19 protein-coding genes and 1 tRNA gene are annotated in these 18,186 nt (G+C 66.4%); 5 read left to right on the forward strand and 15 right to left on the reverse strand.

Annotated features, from left to right (window positions below):
- Nucleotides 1-122: 122 nt before the first annotated feature.
- Complete coding sequence (locus tag NF551_RS13110; protein ID WP_227894220.1) at nt 123-776, reverse strand: MOSC domain-containing protein; 654 nt, start codon at nt 774-776, stop codon at nt 123-125.
- A 10-nt stretch (nt 777-786) separates the two neighbouring features.
- The gene (locus NF551_RS13115; RefSeq protein ID WP_227894219.1) at nt 787-2,073 is read right to left on the reverse strand and encodes a glycosyltransferase 87 family protein; all 1,287 of its coding nucleotides are present in this window, start codon (nt 2,071-2,073) and stop codon (nt 787-789) included.
- 268 nt (nt 2,074-2,341) lie between these two features.
- On the opposite strand from NF551_RS13115, the gene NF551_RS13120 reads away from it, so the two are divergent.
- Nucleotides 2,342-2,758, forward strand: a complete 417-nt coding sequence (locus tag NF551_RS13120) for a hypothetical protein (RefSeq protein ID WP_227894218.1) — start codon at nt 2,342-2,344, stop codon at nt 2,756-2,758.
- An 85-nt stretch (nt 2,759-2,843) separates the two neighbouring features.
- Here NF551_RS13120 and NF551_RS13125 read toward each other — a convergent pair whose 3' ends face one another.
- Together NF551_RS13125 and NF551_RS13130 are read right to left on the reverse strand one after the other, a co-directional pair.
- Nucleotides 2,844-3,992 carry a cystathionine gamma-synthase gene (locus NF551_RS13125; RefSeq protein WP_227894217.1) on the reverse strand — a complete coding sequence of 383 codons (1,149 nt, stop codon included), beginning with the start codon at nt 3,990-3,992 and terminating at the stop codon, nt 2,844-2,846.
- 52 nt (nt 3,993-4,044) lie between these two features.
- Nucleotides 4,045-5,418: a cystathionine beta-synthase gene (locus NF551_RS13130; RefSeq protein ID WP_227894216.1), complete on the reverse strand. Its 1,374-nt coding sequence runs from the start codon at nt 5,416-5,418 to the stop codon at nt 4,045-4,047.
- A 122-nt stretch (nt 5,419-5,540) separates the two neighbouring features.
- Here NF551_RS13130 and NF551_RS13135 point away from each other — a divergent pair, with 122 nt between their 5' ends.
- Both NF551_RS13135 and NF551_RS13140 read left to right on the forward strand, forming a co-directional pair.
- Nucleotides 5,541-6,548 carry a DNA-3-methyladenine glycosylase family protein gene (locus tag NF551_RS13135; protein WP_227894215.1) on the forward strand — a complete coding sequence of 336 codons (1,008 nt, stop codon included), beginning with the start codon at nt 5,541-5,543 and terminating at the stop codon, nt 6,546-6,548.
- Between the two features lie 39 nt (nt 6,549-6,587).
- Nucleotides 6,588-6,866, forward strand: a complete 279-nt coding sequence (locus NF551_RS13140) for a putative quinol monooxygenase (RefSeq protein ID WP_227894214.1) — start codon at nt 6,588-6,590, stop codon at nt 6,864-6,866.
- On the opposite strand, the gene amt is transcribed toward NF551_RS13140, so the two are convergent.
- The 6 genes from amt to NF551_RS13170 all read right to left on the reverse strand — a co-directional run bounded on the left by amt (nt 6,863) and on the right by NF551_RS13170 (nt 11,893).
- Nucleotides 6,863-8,464 (reverse strand): ammonium transporter, encoded by a 1,602-nt coding sequence (gene amt, locus NF551_RS13145; protein WP_227894213.1) that lies wholly within the window; start codon nt 8,462-8,464, stop codon nt 6,863-6,865. The two genes, NF551_RS13140 and amt, sit on opposite strands and share 4 nt — an antisense overlap.
- A gap of 311 nt (nt 8,465-8,775) precedes the next feature.
- Nucleotides 8,776-10,002 carry a formaldehyde dehydrogenase, glutathione-independent gene (fdhA, locus tag NF551_RS13150; RefSeq protein WP_227894212.1) on the reverse strand — a complete coding sequence of 409 codons (1,227 nt, stop codon included), beginning with the start codon at nt 10,000-10,002 and terminating at the stop codon, nt 8,776-8,778.
- A gap of 252 nt (nt 10,003-10,254) precedes the next feature.
- On the reverse strand, nt 10,255-10,653 hold the full coding sequence (trxA, locus tag NF551_RS13155; RefSeq protein ID WP_227894211.1) for a thioredoxin: 399 nt from the start codon (nt 10,651-10,653) through the stop codon (nt 10,255-10,257).
- Between the two features lie 66 nt (nt 10,654-10,719).
- Nucleotides 10,720-11,166, reverse strand: a complete 447-nt coding sequence (locus tag NF551_RS13160; protein WP_227894210.1) for a MarR family winged helix-turn-helix transcriptional regulator — start codon at nt 11,164-11,166, stop codon at nt 10,720-10,722.
- A 176-nt stretch (nt 11,167-11,342) separates the two neighbouring features.
- Nucleotides 11,343-11,424, reverse strand: a tRNA-Tyr gene (locus NF551_RS13165).
- A gap of 91 nt (nt 11,425-11,515) precedes the next feature.
- Nucleotides 11,516-11,893: a hypothetical protein gene (locus NF551_RS13170; RefSeq protein ID WP_227894209.1), complete on the reverse strand. Its 378-nt coding sequence runs from the start codon at nt 11,891-11,893 to the stop codon at nt 11,516-11,518.
- 148 nt (nt 11,894-12,041) lie between these two features.
- Here NF551_RS13170 and NF551_RS13175 point away from each other — a divergent pair, with 148 nt between their 5' ends.
- On the forward strand, nt 12,042-12,533 hold the full coding sequence (locus NF551_RS13175; RefSeq protein ID WP_191747349.1) for a YajQ family cyclic di-GMP-binding protein: 492 nt from the start codon (nt 12,042-12,044) through the stop codon (nt 12,531-12,533).
- A gap of 89 nt (nt 12,534-12,622) precedes the next feature.
- Here the strand turns inward: NF551_RS13175 and NF551_RS13180 are convergent, their stop codons facing one another.
- From NF551_RS13180 to NF551_RS13190, 3 genes are all read right to left on the reverse strand, one after another.
- Nucleotides 12,623-13,306: a histidine phosphatase family protein gene (locus NF551_RS13180; RefSeq protein ID WP_227894208.1), complete on the reverse strand. Its 684-nt coding sequence runs from the start codon at nt 13,304-13,306 to the stop codon at nt 12,623-12,625.
- A 53-nt stretch (nt 13,307-13,359) separates the two neighbouring features.
- Nucleotides 13,360-14,232 carry a zinc metalloprotease HtpX gene (gene htpX, locus NF551_RS13185; protein WP_227894207.1) on the reverse strand — a complete coding sequence of 291 codons (873 nt, stop codon included), beginning with the start codon at nt 14,230-14,232 and terminating at the stop codon, nt 13,360-13,362.
- A 162-nt stretch (nt 14,233-14,394) separates the two neighbouring features.
- Nucleotides 14,395-15,666 (reverse strand): MFS transporter, encoded by a 1,272-nt coding sequence (locus NF551_RS13190; RefSeq protein WP_227894206.1) that lies wholly within the window; start codon nt 15,664-15,666, stop codon nt 14,395-14,397.
- A 156-nt stretch (nt 15,667-15,822) separates the two neighbouring features.
- On the opposite strand from NF551_RS13190, the gene NF551_RS13195 reads away from it, so the two are divergent.
- On the forward strand, nt 15,823-16,566 hold the full coding sequence (locus tag NF551_RS13195) for an MBL fold metallo-hydrolase (protein WP_227894205.1): 744 nt from the start codon (nt 15,823-15,825) through the stop codon (nt 16,564-16,566).
- On the opposite strand, the gene NF551_RS13200 is transcribed toward NF551_RS13195, so the two are convergent.
- Nucleotides 16,563-17,339 carry an esterase/lipase family protein gene (locus NF551_RS13200; protein WP_227894204.1) on the reverse strand — a complete coding sequence of 259 codons (777 nt, stop codon included), beginning with the start codon at nt 17,337-17,339 and terminating at the stop codon, nt 16,563-16,565. The two genes, NF551_RS13195 and NF551_RS13200, sit on opposite strands and share 4 nt — an antisense overlap.
- Nucleotides 17,336-18,094 carry an alpha/beta fold hydrolase gene (locus NF551_RS13205; protein WP_227894203.1) on the reverse strand — a complete coding sequence of 253 codons (759 nt, stop codon included), beginning with the start codon at nt 18,092-18,094 and terminating at the stop codon, nt 17,336-17,338. The genes NF551_RS13200 and NF551_RS13205 overlap by 4 nt, the downstream gene beginning before the upstream one ends.
- Nucleotides 18,095-18,186: the final 92 nt, after the last annotated feature.

Raw genomic sequence — 18,186 nt, forward strand, 5'->3', positions numbered from 1 at the left:
TGGACTTAGTCCGCAGGAAAATCAGGGAATACCGGAGTGGGGGATTACTCAAGTGTACGGTATTTACGCCCAAGCGCCAGCCAGCGGGGCGTGAGGTCCGGCACATCCGGGTGGGGAAGGGGTTAGAAGGCCTCTTCCAGGGCCGGCCGGCGGCGCAGGACCTTGCGGATTTCCGGGGACAGGTACTGGCCGGATTCCCCCGCCCCCTGCAGCAGTGCATGCTGCTCAGGGGACAGCCCGGCAAAGACGTCGGCCACTGTTACTCCGTGCTCGGGCCGGGAAAGGACCTGCACGGTGTCTCCGGCCTGGATGGTGCCGCGCTTCAGTACGCGGAGATAGGTTCCCAGCCGGTTCGCTGCGGCGAAACGGGCGACCCACTTCGGCTGGCCCATGTACTGGGCGAAGTTGCGGCACGGGGTGCGCGGACAGGTCACTTCCAGCTCCACGGATTCCCCCACCCGCCACCGCTCCCCCACCACGGCATGGGAGGCATCAATGCCGGCAACCCTGAGGTTTTCGCCGAACCGGCCGGGAGGTACCGCTTGTCCCAGCTCGGCTTCCCAAAACTCGGCGTCTTCCTGCGAATAGGCATAGATGGCCTTGGACTCACCGCCGTGATGCCGGCGGTCCGCCTGCACGTCCCCGGTCAGTCCCAGGGCATAGACCTTCACCGGGCCGTCGGCGGGGCGTTTGTCGATGGCGCTGACGCCCACGGCGTCAGAGGTCGGCCGTAGAACGTGGACGCGGCATACGGCCAGGAGTGATCCGGAACTCATAGGCAACAGTCTAGGGCCGGTGCGCCGGAGGGTGCGCTGCGGCGTGGCCGGGGCGCCACCAGGCTTTGGGCCGGTTGGGCCAGAGCAGGGCGAACCACCAGGCCAGCATGCCGGCTCCGCAGAAAACGCCCGCACTGGCGAGCATCAAGTACGGGAGGGGCGCCTGCGAATCCAGGTCCTGTGCTCCCAGCAGGACGGCGATTGTCTTGGGAGATAAGTAGAACACCACGGTGGAGACTGCCAGCAGGATCCATCCGGCCAGGCTCGACAGGCGCCGCGAGGAATGCAGTCCATACAGGCCGGAGGCAATCAGCGGCAGGAACAGCGCCACCCAGACCCAATGGTGGGACCAGGAGACGGGCGACACGAGCAGCATGAGCAGAGCCGCCGCCGCCAAGGCGAGGAGATGGGAGCCCTGCAGGGTAGCCAGGCGGATGACGACGGCGGCGGCTGCCGCCGCGGCCACGCTCAGCAGCAGCCAGTAGGGTGCCACCTCGGCGTCACCCCCGGCAAAGTGCAGCAGTGCGCCGCGGATGGAGAGATTGTCGATGTAGCCGCCGCCGCCCACACGCGAGGTGTCCGGCAGCAATTCACCCCAGTAGATCTTCGATTCCCGCGGAAGAATCAGGAAGCCCAGCGCAAACGCCGCAAGGAACCCGAAGGCCATGTTCCGCAGGCCCCGCCAGTCTCCGCGCACCAGGAAGTAGAAGGCGAACGCCAGCGGGGTGAGCTTGAGTCCTGCTGCGGCCCCGGTCAGCAGGCCACGGGGCCAGCTGTCCCTCCGCTCGAGGAAATCAAGCATCACCAGGGAGAACAGCAGGATGTTGACCTGCCCGAAGGCCATGGTGTCCCGCCATGGACCCAGCGCGGCCACAAGGCCAAAAGAGACAATGGCGGCAGGCCGAAGCCAAAAGCCCCGGAGGACGGCACCAATGCTGTGCCTGCCGCTGAAATGGCTGACCAGCCACAGCGCCGTCAGCGCTGTGACGGCCAGGGACAAGCCGAAGAAAACGTCAAAACCGATTCGTTCCCCAAACGGAGCCAGCACCGCGAACAGCAGGGCGGCCGCCGGCGGGTAGGTAAACATCAGCCCGGGATTGGGATCGTTGGGGATACTGACGGAATAGAGCTCACCCGTTGCATCGATCACGCTCTGGCCCCCGGCGAGGTACACCCGAAAATCGATGCCGTCCCGGGGCGCAACAGTGAAGGCGAAAAACAGCAGACCGGCTGCGGCGGCCACGGCGCCCAGTGTGAGCGCGGCAGCAGCAGCATGCGAGCGCAGTACCCTGGCCATGTGCCTGTCCCTCCGGCCTGCTCCCGGGCAGGCGAGGGATACTCTACCGGGGCTGCACTCCGGCCGGAGTGGGGACAGCGATATTTCAGTGCCGCCGGCGCAGCATTCACTTTCGGAGATGACGCACCAGCCTGTCCCCTCTCTCCCCCGCTCTCCCCCGCGGGCGCGGGCGCGCGGCTACCTCCGGAAGTCGGGCTACCGTAGGAAGCAAAGACGTACCGCGTCCCGCTTCGGCGGAAGAATCCCCTTCGCTTAGGAGACCACCAGGTTGAGCACTTCCTCCACCGGCACCCCGCTGCCCGGCACCATGCGCATTGCTTCGGTGGCGTGGATCGTTGCCGCCGCCGTCCTGATCCTTGCCGGCGGATCCTTCCTCTTCACGGCACAGACCCAGCGGCAGGACAGCCAGGGACTGCTGAGCCTGGGGATCCTGGGCATCGCCCTGGGTCTGCTGACGGGCTTTTACGCCTTCCGCCTGCGCCGCGGCAAGCGCAGCAGCAGGGAAACCCTCACCACGCTGGGTCTCATCGTCGGAGTTCCGCTGCTGTTCCGGGGGCCCTCGCTGATGGCTCTGGGCCTGCTCCTGCTGTTCTGCGCAGCACTGCTCTGGATGCCGCAGAGCAGCCGGTTCTACGCCCTGCGGGACCCGGTGGTGCGTAAGCGCAGGCTGACCGGACGCCGCTGAAGCTCCTGGCCTCCGCCGAAACCCCTGTCCGCACAGCACGAAGCCCTGCCGGTTCTGGAACGAACAGGCAGGGCTTCGTACTGTCCTAGAGCTGGTTCAGGGCCTGGTCAAGGTCCGCGATCAGGTCTTCGACGTCCTCGATGCCCACCGAGAGCCGCAGCAGGTTCTCGGGGACAGCAAGCTCCGTCCCCTTCACGGATGCATGCGTCATTTCCGACGGATAGTTCATGAGGGACTCGACGCCGCCCAGGGACTCGGCCAGCGTAAAGACCTTCGTGGCCTCCGCTACCTTGCGCGCCGCAGCTTCACCGCCCTTGAAGGACACCGAGACCATGCCGCCGAAGTCCTTCATCTGGGCCTTGGCCAGATCATGTCCCGGATGGTCTTCCAGCCCCGGGTACAGCACGGACTCGACGGCAGGCTGACCCTGCAGCCACGTGGCCACCGCCATGGCATTGGAGGAATGGCGGTCCATCCGGACGCCGAGGGTCTTCAGGCCGCGCGTGGTCAGCCAGGCCTCCATCGGAGCGGAGACCGCACCCACCGCGTACTGGATGAAGCCGATCTTCTCGGCTGCGGCGTCGTCGTCCAGGATGACTGCGCCGCCCACCGCATCCGAGTGCCCGCCGATGTACTTGGTGGTGGAGTGCACCACAATGTCCGCACCGAGGGCGAGCGGCTGCTGCAGGTAGGGGGACGCGAAGGTGTTGTCCACCACCAGGAGGGCACCGGCGTCGTGCGCTGCCTGGGCGACCGCAGCAATATCGGAGATCTTCATCATCGGGTTCGACGGCGTCTCGAGCCAGACGATCTTCGTGTTGCCGGCGGCAATGGCCGTTTCGAGCGCTGGAATGTCGGACATGTCCACCGCTGCGTTGGTGATACCCCAGGCCGAAAGCACCCGGTTGATCAGGCGGTAGGTTCCGCCATAGGCATCGTTGCCGAGGACGATGTGGTCCCCCGGTGCCAGCAGCGCCCGGATCAGGGCGTCTTCGGCAGCCAGTCCGGAGCTGAAGGAGAACGCGTGGCGGCCGCCTTCGAGCGCAGCGAGCTGTTCCTGCAGCGCATCGCGGGTCGGATTGGTGCCGCGGCCGTATTCGTACCCGTTGCGCAGCCCTCCGATCCCGTCCTGGGCGTACGTGGTGCTCTGGTACAGCGGCGGAATCACCGCTCCGGTCGTCGGGTCCGGGGTCTGCCCGGCGTGGATGGCGCGGGTGTTGAAGCCTTCGGTCATGGTTCTTCCTCCTTGTGCCGGCGGACCGGCGGTCGGGGCGTTGGTCGTCTGCCTAGGCGCTCAGGTAGTTGAGCAGGTCGCGGCGGGTGAGGATGCCGTGCCAGGTTCCACCGGAGGAGACCAGCAGCGTGTCGGCTTCGGCCAGGCGCTCGCGGGCCGCGGACACGGATTCGGCTGCACCGATCTGCGGCAGCTTGGGCGCCAGGTGCTCGCTCACGGGATCGCCGGGCTTGGCTTCTCCGCGGAAGAGCTTTTCGGTCAGCGAGCGCTCGTCCACCGATCCGTGGACTTCGCCCAGCACCGCAGGCGGTTCGTGGGCGAGGACCGGGAGGCTGGCAGCGCCGTGCCGTCCCAGCAGTTCCACCGCTTCCAGGACGGTGGCGGATTTGGGGACAAACACCGCTGCGTCCCCTGCCTTGGCGGCCAGCACGTCCGCCACGGTGGCGTCCTCGCCCTCTTCGGCCAGGAACCCGTGGGACTTCATCCAGCCGTCATTGAAGATCTTGCCGATGTAGCCGCGGCCGGAATCCGGCAGCAGGACGACCATGACGTCGTCGGGCCCCAGGTCCTTGGCAGCGCGCAGCGCTGCGACCACGGCCATGCCGGAGGATCCGCCTACCAGCAGGCCCTCTTCCCGGGCCAGGCGGCGGGTCATGGCGAAGGATTCAGCATCGTTGACGGCGATGACTTCATCCGGGACCGACGGATCGTAGTTGCCCGGCCACATGTCCTCGCCCACTCCTTCGACGAAATAGGGGCGTCCGGTACCGCCGGAGTACACGGAACCTTCGGGGTCTGCGGCAATGATCTTCACCGGACCCGCTGCACGGCCGGCAGAGACTTCCTTCAGGTACCGTCCGGTGCCGGTAATGGTTCCGCCGGTTCCCGCGCCGGCCACGAAGTGGGTCACCTTCCCCTCGGTGTCGGTCCAGATTTCGGGTCCGGTGGACTCAAAGTGGCTGGCGGGGGCCGCCGGATTGGAGAACTGGTCCGGCTTGTAGGCGCCGTCAATTTCCCGGACCAGCCGGTCGGAGACGCCGTAGTAGGACTCCGGGCTTTCGGGGGCGACGGCGGTGGGTGTCACCACGACCTCCGCACCGTAGGCGCGCAGCACGTCGCGCTTTTCCACGCCCACTTTGTCCGGGGTGACGAAGATGCACTTGTAGCCCTTCTGCTGGGCCACCAATGCCAGGCCGACGCCGGTGTTGCCGCTGGTCGGTTCGACGATGGTTCCGCCGGGCTGCAGCGTGCCTTCGGCTTCCGCCGCCTCGATCATCCGCACCGCGATGCGGTCCTTGATGGAACCGCCGGGATTGAGGTACTCCAGCTTCACGAGCACCGTGGCTTCGATGCCTTCGGTGACGTGGTGGAGTTTCACCAGCGGGGTGTTGCCGATCAGGTCCAGGACAGTATTGGCATACTTCATGGGCACCACGTTACTGTCTTGGCCCCAAAGGAGCAGGTCCCGCTGAACACGGCGTAGCAAACGTTCCTGCATACTTGCCCATTTGGGACAGAAGTAGCCTTGCGCCGTGCGAGCATGGTGGCATGTCTTCCGGTACCGCAGCAGAAATTCCCGCTGCCGCTGCCGGCGCCTGCGGCAGGGCCCGGACTTCCGGGGCCAGCGCCGGGTTTGAATTCTCCCGGCCGCTGGACCTCGCTGCGACCCTGCGCATTGTGGCGCACGGCGGCGGGGATCCCACGGTCCGATTAGCCGGCTCGCGTGCCTGGCTGTCCTTCCGCACGGCTTCCGGTCCCGTGACGCTCCTTCTGGTGCAGAGCGGGGGCACGCTGCGGCCGCCCGCCCGGGTCTCGGCGCAGGCATGGGGCCCCGGTGCCGCCGAGGCACTGCAGTCCGTCCCGGCACTGCTGGGCGAATTCGACCATTGGACGGGTTTTGACGACCCGGCGTTTATGGCTACGCTGCCGCCTGCCCTCCAGGAGGCCCGCCGGCGCCATCCAGGTCTCCGCCTGCCCAGCACCGGGCGGATCATCGAGTCCCTGGTTCCCGTGGTCCTGGAGCAGAAGGTCACCCAGATGGAGGCGTACCACGCCTGGCGGTACCTGGTGCAGCGCTTTGGCCGGCCGGCTCCGGGCCCGGCACCGGCCGGGCTCATGACAGCCCCTGACGCTGCCGGCTGGCGGAAGGTTCCCAGCTGGGACTGGCACCGGGCCGGCGTGGATTCGCACCGCTCCCGGACCATCCTGGGCGCCTGTTCGGCGGCGTCGGGCCTGGAACGCCTGGCCGCGCAGCCGCTGGGACCCGGGGTCTCCGCGAAGCTGCAGTCCGTGCCTGGTATCGGGCCGTGGAGCGCGGCCGAAATCCTGCAGCGCACGCACGGCTCCCCCGACGACGTTTCGGTGGGAGACTTCCACCTGGCCGCATACGTGGGCGCGGCGCTTACCGGTAAACGGACCGACGACGCCGGGATGCTGGCGCTGCTGGAACCGTGGCGCGGACACCGCCAGCGGGTGGTGCGGCTGATCGGGCTGACCGGCTTCCGCAAACAGGCCTTCGGCCCGCGCCTGTCCCCGCAGGACCACCGCCGTCACTGACCGGGGTGTGGACGGCAGCGTTCGCCTAGAGTTATTCCCATGAGTGCACCCGTAGACCTGACCGCCGTTTTCGTCCCGAACCCCGGAGAGTTCTTCCGGGTCAAGCTGGCCCTGGAGATCGCCATTGAGCAGGTCACCGCGGAGCCTGGATGCCTGCGCTACGAAATCACAGAGGAGTCCGAGGACCGGATTGTGCTGACCGAGCAGTGGGCCTCCGAGGAGGATCTTGACCGCCATGCCCGCGGCGCGGCCAAGCAGGACCTCGACGAATCCCTCAGCGCCCTGCTGGCCGAGCCGGTGGCCCTGCACCGGGGTTAGGAACCGCCATCAGGGCTGAGCTCCAGCCGGTGGATGGAACCCGGTTCCGCACCAAACCGCCGCAGGACGGCAACCACGGCTTCTTCGTGCTCGTCATCAACTGCCGCGGAGACACGCAGCCGGTCTTCGAAGTCGAGCTGGCGTACTTCTGAGCGGAACACCTGGGAGTGGATCCTGCCGGTGTATACGGTGGTCTCGGTGAGCTCCAGCGACCTGGCTCCGGCCATGAGCATTGCATCGCGCAGCCCGTCGATCCGTTCGGTGTTCACGATCGCACTGACCACGTGCAGTCGGGGTCCGCCCGGCTGGACTGCAGCCTCGCGTCCCTCTCCTGCACCCCGCCCGCTGGTGGAAGGCCGGGTGGTGACACCGCTCAGCGAATAACCGGACTGGCCCTGCTGCACCAGATCCAGTGAGTCCTGCTCCGGACCCGGCTCACGCAGTCCAATGGTCTTGCTGATGACGGCTGCAGCGATCCAGCTGACGACGAAGGAAAAGAGGACCACGCAGACGATAGCCACGGTCTGGTGCCATAGCAGGGCCCCGCCTCCGCCGGTGAAAACGCCGTCTTCGCTGACCGGGTTGATGCTGCTGTCAGCGAAGAAGCCCAGCAGGAATGAACCTGTCACCCCACCCACGAAGTGCACAGCGATGACGTCCAGCGCGTCGTCGTAATGCAGGACGCGCTTCAGCCCCACGGCAAAGCAGCAGACACATCCGGCGATCAGGCCGATGAGCAGCGCTGCACCGGTGCCGACATAACCCGCGCAGGGAGTGATGGTGGCCAGCCCGGCCACCGCACCGGACACGGCTCCCACCAAAGTTGAATGGCCGCTGGTCAACCGCTCCACGAGCAGCCACGTCAGCATGGCCGCCCCTCCGGCAACGTGGGTGTTCACCAGTGCCTGGGCAGCGATGCCGTTGGCCTGCAGTCCGTCTCCGGCGTTAAAGCCGAACCAGCCGAACCACAGGATTCCGGCACCCACAAGCATCAGCGGCAGGTTGTTGGGTGAAGTCTTCAGCCTGGGCCAGCCCCGCCGGCGCCCCACCACCAGCAGCACAGCGATGGCCGCGGCACCTGCCGAGGCATGCACCACGATCCCGCCGGCCCAGTCCTGGGCACCGAGCTGGGTCAGCCAGCCCTTGGGGTGCCAGAGCCAGCGGGCGACCTGGGGATAGACCAGGATCGAAAAAGCCACGAGGAACACTGTCCAGCCGGCGAACCGCAGCCGTCCCGCGGTGGCACCGGTCAGCAGCGCCGGGGTAATGATCGCGAACATCATCTGGTAAGCCACGAACGCGAGCGCCGGAATGGTGACTCCGGTGGTCACGGTATGGAACTGCGGCGTATCCACCCCGATCAGGGCGAAAGCATCAAACTCCCCCACAATCGAGTTCCCCTGGTTACTGAAGGCCAGCGTGTAGCCCACCAGCACCCAGGTCACGGTGATGACGCCGAGCGGAATGATGTTCTGCATCATCATGGTCAGCACGTTCCGCACGGGAACCATGCCGCCGTAGAAAAGCGCCAGCCCGGGTGTCATAAACAGCACCAGGCCGGCGCAGACCAGCACCCATGCGGTATCCGCCCCGTTCACAGCCGGGCTCCGGTCCGGGGCACCCGGTGTCCGTGGGAACCGGAAAGCCACGGAATTCGTGCCCGGACTCCGCCGAAGAAATACTTCCTTGAAAGATTGCCTGTTTCGATTGCCAGGAGTGTCCGCATCCGATCCCCGCTTCCAACTCGTATCCGCATGAGTGGTGCCGCCGAGGGGCCGTGAGAATTGGTGGGGTGTCCCCGGCGAATCGAGCTTACCGGCCGGGAAGCGGCGTTTAGAAGGCCGGAAGCCGAAACCGCCGGTGCCGGAGGCAAACACGGATCAGGTGTTTGCCTCCGGCACCCTGCGCGCTAGTTGGCGTTCGGTCCGGTCACGCCGTGCGGGTCGATCACGTACTTTCGTGCCGCCCCCGAATCGAACTCCCGGTACGCTTCCGGTGCGCCGTCCAAACTGATGGCTGTCGCGTTCACGGCTTTGGCGATCTGCACCTTGTCGTTGAGGATCGCCATCATCAGGTCACGGTTGTACTTCATTACCGGACACTGGCCGGTGGTGAAGGACAGGGACTTTGCCCAGCCCGTCCCCAGGCTCAGGGAGAGCGAGCCAACCTTCGCTGCCTCGTCCACTCCGCCCGGATCACCCGTGACGTAGAGTCCGGGGATGCCAAGCGCACCGCCGGCGGCGGTGACATCCATCAGTGAGTTCAGCACGGTTGCCGGTGCTTCGGATCCGGATCCGTGGCCGTGGCCGCGGGCTTCGAACCCCACAGCATCAACGCCGCAGTCGACCTCTGGCACACCGAGCAGCTGCTCGATCTGGTCCCGTGGATCACCCTTGGAGATATCCACCGTTTCGCAGCCGAAGCTGCGCGCCTGGGCCAGACGGTCCTCATTGAGGTCACCGACAATGACGACGGCGGCACCGAGCAGCTGGGCACCGGCTGCAGCGGCCAGTCCTACTGGTCCCGCACCGGCGATATAGACGGTGGATCCGGTCCGAACCCCGGCCGTTATGGCGCCGTGGTAGCCGGTCGGGAAGATATCCGAGAGCATGGTCAGGTCCATGATCTTCTCCATGGCCTGGTCCTTGTCCGGGAACTTCAGCAGGTTCCAGTCCGCGTAGGGCACCAGCGCATACTCGGCCTGGCCGCCCACCCATCCGCCCATGTCCACGTAGCCGTAGGCACTGCCGGGCCGGTCGGGATTAACGTTCAGGCAGACACCGGTCTTGCGTTCCTTGCAGTTCTTGCACCTGCCGCAGGAGATGTTGAAGGGAACCGACACCAGATCCCCCACCTTGATGAATTCGACGCCGGGGCCGGTTTCAACCACCTCGCCGGTGATTTCATGGCCAAGGATCAGGTTGGGCGGTGCCGTGGTGCGGCCCCGGACCATGTGCTGGTCAGAACCGCAGATGTTCGTTGTTACCACCTTCAGGATTGCGGCGTGGGGCAGTTTCCGCCCCACGTTGGCCGGGTTCACACCCGGTCCGTCCCTCAACTCGAAAGTCGGATAGTCGATGTCCTGGACTTCCACGACACCGGGTTCGATGTATGCAATTGCTCGATTACCGCTCATGGTTCCTCGCCTTGTCACCTAGGTCCTCATTGACTGGTTCCCCGGCAGGCAGGCAGCCGGAGGCCGCTTCGCTCCCCCGGGAGCCCGAGCCTACAACGCGAGCCGGTATGCGGCTAGGGCGAAAGATGCCGATCCGCGAGGTCCAACCGACGCTGCAGCCTTCCTTAAACGGCAGCGGGCAGCCCCTCCGTCCTGGAGGGGCTGCCCGTCAATGCAGTAATGGTGAAGGCGCGTAAGGCGCCGGCACGCTGGCTAGCTCGCCTGACCGTCCTGGCTTGCCGCCGCCTGGCCCTTTTCCTGGGCTGCGATCTGCTCATGGACGGCCTTCATGTCCAGGCCCTTGACGGCTTCAACCAGTTCGGTGAACTGGTTGGCGTTCAGGGCGCCGGGCTGGGAGAAAACGAGCACCTTCTCACGGAAGGCCATCAGTGTGGGGATCGACGTGATGCCGGCGGCGGCTGCGAGCCCTTGCTCAGCCTCCGTGTCCACCTTCGCGAAGGTGACGTCTTCATGCTGCTGCGAGACGGCGTCGTAAACCGGTGCGAACTGCTTACACGGGCCGCACCAGTCAGCCCAGAAGTCAACGAACACAATGTCGTTGTCCTCGATGGTCTCGGGGAACGTTGCCTCGGTGATGTCGATAGTTGCCATGGAACCAACGCTATCGGTCCCATGCGGGGATGTCTGCAACTGTTCGCTCTACGGTGAAGGGCCTGGTTAGGCCATGGCGGAGTATCCCATGTGGGTGACTTTGGCTATTACCGGCATGGCATCATGCAGTTTCTCCCGATCCGCATCGGTGAGCTGGGCCAGCATGCCGGCCAGCAGCGAGTTGCGCTGTTCCGTTTCGACAGCCAGTTTGCGGCTGCCGTCCGGGGTGAGCGTGACCCTGACGCCGCGGGAGTCCAGCGGATCGGGGCTCCTTCGCACCAGTCCGGCGTGTTCCAGCCGGATAATCTGTTCAGTCGCACTGGGAACCTTGATCCCGAGGTTCCGGGCAATGTCACTGACCCGCATGCCGTCTCCGGAGACCATCCGCAGGGTGCCCAGCTGATTGGCAGTAATCCCGAACTCCGTGTCCATATGGCGTACCAGGAAGACAGCTTCACGCAGCGCCTCGATGAAGTCCTCAGCTAAGCGGTCCAGAGCTGTTTCCTCGTTCATGCTTAAGAAGCCTAGACCGCCTAGTCATCTGGGGTTAGGGGCCTCACCGTACTTGCCTGTTTTCCGGCAAGATTGCGTGAACCGGCGGTTCTGCCCTGCCGGTACTCCGCCGGCGGGTTAGGTTGGGCAACAAAAATCCCGCCCCAGCCTGAGGCTGGAGCGGGATTCTTCTTCGGTGGCAGATGAGGGATTCGAACCCCCGTAGGCATTGCCAGCTGATTTACAGTCAGCCCCCTTTGGCCGCTCGGGTAATCTGCCGAAGGCCTTCTTGCGAAGACTTTGTCCGCGGTAACCGCGGGCAAGACAACTTTACAGAAGATTGGCCGCAGAATCGAATCGGGCTCCGGGGCTAGCGTCCGCGGGCGATCCGGGAGCTGATTTGGGCGTAAAAACCCTGGGCCTGTTCGGTGCTGACCTCCCCCCAGGAGACGGCCTCCTCGAGCTCTGTCCGGACACCTGCGAGGCGTTCGGCAGCCGAGGGCCCCTGCCGGGCAACAAAGCCTCCGGCTGCTTGACCTGTCCTGGTTTCCGAAGGCGCGGCCTCCGGGCTGCCGGGCACGCCGGCCTGGGCAGGAGCGGCTGCAGCGCCGAGGCCCATCACGGAGACTGCGGCCAGGACCGATGACGCCGCAGCGGTCCGCAGCAACACACCCGGCCGCCGCCGGCCGGGAGGCGGGGGCTCCAGATCAGGCCCCGGCCCGGATGATCCTTCGTTCTGCTCGCTCATGCGCCCAAGCTTTCCGTGTCCGCTTGGGAGTACTGTGCACGCGGGCTGTACGTCCGCTGTGAGGCATGCCTCCTGCCCGCGAGCGCGGCCTACCGATTAGGCTTGGAGTCAGGAAAGTCCAACAGCCCTCCAAACCAAGGAGTCCACCATGGCCAGTGAGTCAACATTCGACGTCGTCAGCAAGATCGACAAGCAGGAAGTTGCCAATGCCCTGAACCAGGCCCAGAAAGAGATCGCGCAGCGCTACGACTTCAAGGGCGTCGGCGCGGAGATTGATTTCAGCGGCGAGAAGATCCTGATGAAGGCGAACTCCGAGGACCGGGTCAAAGCCGTCCTGGACGTCTTCCAGTCCAAGCTGGTCAAGCGCGGCATCTCGCTGAAGTCCTTCGACGACGGCGAGCCCTACGCGTCGGGCAAGGAGTACCGCATCGAGGGCACCATGAAGGAAGGCATCGCCCAGGACCAGGCGAAGAAGATCAACAAGCTGATCCGCGACGAAGGCCCCAAGGGCGTTAAGTCCCAGATCCAGGGCGATGAACTGCGTGTCAGCTCCAAGTCCCGGGACGACCTGCAGGCCACCATGGCGCTGCTCAAGGGCGCGGACCTCGACGTCGACCTGCAGTTCATCAACTTCCGCTAAGCCCGCGCAGTTCCGCAGCGCAGAAGCGAACGACGGCGGCGCCCCCATTCCGGGGAGCGCCGCCGTCGTTGTTTGTGGTTTCGGGGCGGTCAGGGTGCCAGTTCGACGTCGTCAGCTGCCGGACCATCGGTCTCCGGATCCTGCAGTGCCGCGCCGCCAACGGCCTCGCCCTGCCAAGTCAGCAGCTCCCAGGCGTGCCCGCGGGCCTCGGGCCGGGGCGTGGTTTCCAGGACGACGATCCCGGTGTTGCTCAAAGAATTTTCCACAATGAAGTCCGGCCCGACGTTCCTGGCCCGCAGTGTTGCCCAGGCCCGGATGATGGCGCCGTGGCTGAACACCACCGGGACTCCATGCCCCGCCCGCTGGAGTTCAGCGACCACCTCGTCGAAGCGGCCGATCGTTTCCGCGCCGTCCGGCCCGCCGGGCATCTGGACGGAGAGGTCGCCGTTCACCCAGGCGTAGACCGTCCGCAGGTAGGCCTGGATCGATTCCGGGTCACCCCGCATTTCCAGGGTCCCTGCTGAGACTTCCCGCAGGCCCTCGCGTACTTCGATTGGCTGGGCCAGTGCGTCTGCCAGCGGCTGCGCCGTCAGCTGCGTCCGGATGAGGTTCGACGCGTAGACCGCACTGACCTGCTCATGTCCCAGAGCCTTGGGAAGCGCTGCTGCCTGCGCCATCCCCAGCTCGGTCAGTCCGGGCCCGGGCGCGTCCGTGTCCAGCAGTCGTTCAATATTCGACGGCGTCTGTCCGTGACGGACCAGAATCAGGCGCATCGCTGCATTCCTTCCCAGTTACCTGCCAGTGGCATTCCGCGCTGCTCCACAGACTAGGAGCCGAGCGGGTGTCCGGCCATGTTTTCCAGGCGGCGAATCCGGTCAGCCATGGGCGGGTGGGTCGCCAGCAGGCCGCGGACACCGTTGCGGAAGGGATTGGCGATCATCAGGTGGGAGGTATTCACCAGTTTCTGGTCGGTGTTGGGCAGGGGCGCCTGCTGGGTACCCGTCTCCAGCTTGCGCAGTGCCGAGGCAAGCGCCAGCGGATCGTCGGTGAGCTTCGCGCCGTCTTCATCGGCGTCGTACTCCCGGGTCCGGCCAATGGCCATCTGGATCAGGCTCGCCGCCAGCGGAGCGAGGATGGCCATGGCAATCATGGCCAGCGGGTTGGCGTTGCGCCGGTCACCGCCGCCGAAGAACAGCAGGAACTGCCCGAGGGACGTGATGACGCCGGCAATCGCGGCGGCAATGGAGGAGGTGAGGATGTCGCGGTTGTAGACATGCATGAGCTCATGGCCGAGCACCCCGCGCAGCTCGCGTTCGTTCAGCAGCGCCAGGATCCCCTGGGTGCAGCACACCGCAGCGTTCTGCGGGTTCCGTCCGGTCGCAAAGGCGTTGGGGGCCATGGTCGGGGAAATGTAGAGCCTCGGCATCGGCTGGCCGGCCTTGGCTGAGAGCTCGCGGACAATCCGGTACATTTCGGGGGCCTGCGCTTCCGTCACCGGCACGGCGTGCATGGCGCGGATAGCCAGCTTGTCACTGTTCCAGTAGCTGTATGCCGTGGTGGCCAGGCCGATGAGAAGGAAGATCCAGATAAACGCGGAGTTGCCCGTACCGCTGGAGAGCAGGCCGCCGATTCCCAGCAGCACGGCGAAGAGCACCCCGAAGAGGACTGCAGTCTTCAAACCGTTGAAATGTCGGTGCACGTGTACACGATCCTTCCTGGGCGGAAGGCCCCCGCCTCCCACGGGAGGGCAGGTCCAAAACCTTCCGCATTGACGTTTTCCGTAACCCTTAACGTATTTGCACCGCGCACTGTTCCGCGCACGCTTCGAGGGTGGGTTACGGTTCCCCGGTTACGGTTACGGTTACGGTTCCGGGTGCCGGGCGTCGTATCGCGCGAAGGCGGGCTGCACGCGGGCCAGGACGACGACGGCGGCAACGCACGCGAGTCCGCCGGCCACCGCGGCCCATCCCTCCCCGAGGAACGATGCGTCAATCCCGGAGACCAGGTCCCCCAGCCGCGGCCCGCCGGCGACCACCACGACGAAGACGCCCTGCAGCCTGCCGCGCATCGCATCGGGGGTAGCGGCCTGCAGGATCGTGGAGCGGAAGACACCGCTGATCGAGTCGGCGATCCCCGCAGCTCCCATGGCCAGCGCCGCCGGCAGCAGCCACGGCGAGACCGCGCCGCCCTCGTGCTCTCCGGCGAGCACCACCACAACACCGAAGGCGGCGACCGAGAGTCCCCAGGCCACGACCGACCACATCACGGCCAGCCCCTGCCGGCGCACCAGGCCCAGCGGGCCGGAGAAAAGCCCGGCAAGGAAGGAGCCCGCGGCGGTCGCTGCGAGCAGGATTCCCACCGTCTCGGCGCCGCCGCCGAGCATCAGTGCTCCGATGGCGGGCAGCAGCGCCCTGGGCTGGGCCAGGACCATGGCCGCCAAATCGACGATGAACGTCATGCGGATGTTCGGACGCGTGCCCAGGAAGGTAAAGCCTTCCAGTACGGACTTGAGGCCGGCCTTCTGGACCTGGCCGACGGGCGGCATCGGCTTCAGCCGGTAGAGCGCCCACATGGCCGCGGTGAAGGTGACGACGTCGATCGTGTAGGTCCAGCCGTACCCCACCTGGCCCACCAGCACGCCGGCGAGCAGGGGCCCGATGGCCATCGCCAGGCCGAAGGTGATCATGCTCAGGGCGTTGGCGGCGGGAAGGAGCTCGGGACGGATCAGGCGCGGAATGATGGCACTGCGGGCCGGGTGGTTGAGTCCGCCGGCCCCGGAGTTGATAGCCACGAGGACAAACAGCAGCCAGACGTTGTCCAGGCCCAGCCACGCCTGGACCGCAATTCCGATCGTGGTCAGCCACAGGACGACGGCGGAGAAGAGTGCGACTTTCCGGCGGTCGTAGGCGTCCACCACCGAGCCGCCGTAGAGGCCGGCCAGGATCAGCGGAACCAGGCCCACCACCCCGAGCATGCCGACGTACAGGCTGGAGCGGGTCAGGTCGTAGACCTCCAGGCTCACTGCCACCAGCGTGAGCTGCGTTCCGATTGCGGAGAGTGCTGTTCCGGTCCAGAGCCGGCGGTAATCCGGGCTCTCACGCAGCGGGGTCAGGTCAGCGAGCAGTCTTGGCACCAGAGCAGTCTAAGCGAGCACAGCCCCCGGGACCGGCAGCTCGCCGGGGACGGCGCGGGGGATGCCGCTGGCGATGTGACGGCTCGAAAAGGCAGGACGAAAGCATGCTTAGGGTATTCTGTTTCGCACCTCTCCCCCCATTAAAGGAGGCCCGCCATGCTGACCCGCGATGTTGCCGACGGCATCCACCTGATCCAGCACGCCTACACGAATGCGTACCTCGTTGAGGGCGGCGGCGAAGTCATGATTGTCGACACGGGCCTGCCTGCTGCGCAGCACGCGATTTCCAGTGCCGTGCGTTCGCTGGGCTACGGACCCGGTTCCGTCAGCGCCATTGTGCTGACTCACGGGCATTTCGACCACACAGGCACCGCCGCGAAGCTGCGCACGGAGTTCCGTGCTCCCATCCTGGCCCATCCGGCAGACCATTACATCGCTGCACATCCGTACCGGTACGCCCACGAACGGCCGCGGCTGGAATACCCGGTGCGTTTCCCCGCAGCCCTCCGCTGCCTTGGTGCCATGACCCTGGCCGGGGCGTGGATGGTGCGGGGCGTCAGCGATGTCCTGGAGCTGGCCCCCGATTCCGGTGCCACCCTGCCCGGGGCCCCTGACCTGCTTGCGACCCCCGGCCACACCGCAGGGCATGTGGCCCTGCACTTTCCCGAGCGCGGCGCAGTGATCTGCGGAGATGCGCTGGTAACACTGAATCCCTACACCGGCCAGACCGGACCGCAGATTGTCTCCGGAGCAGCCACGGCCAACAGCGCCGCCGCACTGGACTCGCTCCAGGTCCTGGCCGGCACCGGAGCTCCGCTGCTGCTGCCCGGACACGGGGACCCCTGGACCCAAGGTGCCGAAGCCGCCGTCGAGCAGGCGCTGGCGAAGGGTGCCAGCTAGCTGCCGATGCCGGCAGGCCGGCCCGGCGGGGAATCGGCGCCGTCCAGCTCCTGCGCCACGATGCCGTGCAGTTCAGGGTCCGCAACCGGCCGGAAGTGGCCCATGGCGTCCAGGATGATGTTCCTGGCGCCGTCCAGGGCGCTGCCGCCTGGGATATGCGGGTCGAAGGACGCATACACGGATGAAATGCGCGCGTTTACCTCCAGGCTGGCCTGAAGCAGGCGCAGGTTCCGGTCCCGCGGAGAAAACGCTCGGATGGCAGGGATCAGGAACAACCGGGCGTACGGCGAACCCGAGAACGGGGTGTTGACGGCCACCATCCGGGTGATGCGGTGCCCCTCGGGGCCCAACATCACGCTCTTGCCGATCAGGCCTCCCTTGCTGTGCGCCACGATTGCCGCCTGCCAAAGGTCCTCCTGTTTGAGGTAGTCCTCTACCCTGCGTGCCATCTCATCCACGCGCCCGCGGTTGTAGCCCAGGGTCTTGACGGTGTGTACCGGGTGCCCGTGTTCGGCGAGCGCCGCCGCCAGCGGGCGCAGGAACTGCCAGTTCTCGTAGACACCCGGGATCAGTACCACCGGCTGGCGCAGCTTGCTGCCGCCTGCGGGACGCAGATAGGGTGCCGGATCCAGCCGGAAGAGAAAGCCCTGAATCTGCCAGCGGGCAACGTAGGCGTAGTCGGCTGCCCAGGCCGCCGCACAGGCCACGCGGCGCCGGACCCCCGGGCGCGAAGGCTGCTCCGGTGGGTGGGCTCCCCGCGCCCTGGGCCTCACGTCCCTGCCTCCACCATCCTGTGCACCCAGGCGGCAGTCTCTGCCGGACGGTTCCACATCAGGACGTGCGGCGCCCCGGGAACCTCCCCAATGAGGATCCCGGGGCGTGCGTCCTGCAGCCGCAGCAGCCACGAGGGCGGAACAATGGGGTCCCGGGCACCGCGTACGACGGCGACCGGGCAGGACACCAGCGCCAGTCGGTCTTCCAGGCGGTGATCCATCATCCTCCGCAGGGTGGACAGGTACCAGGGCGGCCCGGCGCGCAGGTAATCAGTGAACAGGATCCGGTTGAGTGCCGGCCGCTCGCGCAGCGTGTCCTGGGCCAGCCGCATGCCCTGCAGGACGGCATGGTGTTCGGCCCGGTTTACCGTAGGCCCCAGCAGCAACAGGGAAGACACCATCTCCGGCGCAGAAATGCCGGTCTCCACGGCCACCTGTCCACCCATGGAGTGGCCCACCATGTGGGCCCTGCCGATTCCCGCCTGGCGCAGGGCCTGGAGAACCACGTCCGCATATCCCTGCATGGTCAGCGGCTCGGGCGGGCGCGGCAGTCCGGCGTGGCCGGGCAGTTCCAGGCAGTGCACCCGGGCGCCGGCGGACAGCTCGGCGGCGAGGCGCTCGAAGTACCGCGCCGAGGCGCCGATGCCGTGGACCAGCACAATGTCCGGCCCCTCCTTGCCCGAGGTGCGCAGGCCGACGTCGTACTCTCCCACACGCAGGCGCTGCACCTTCGTTTCCGCCGCGGTTCCGGACACCTTGTCTCCTTCGGGTTGGCAGCCGCCGAGGCGCTGCAGGCTCCACCCTAGCGCCAGGCTTAGGGTGGCCTTATTATGAGTTATTCAAAATA

The sequence above is a fragment of the Arthrobacter caoxuetaonis genome, assembly GCF_023921125.1.
In the GTDB taxonomy this organism is placed as follows: Bacteria; Actinomycetota; Actinomycetes; order Actinomycetales; family Micrococcaceae; genus Arthrobacter_B; species Arthrobacter_B caoxuetaonis.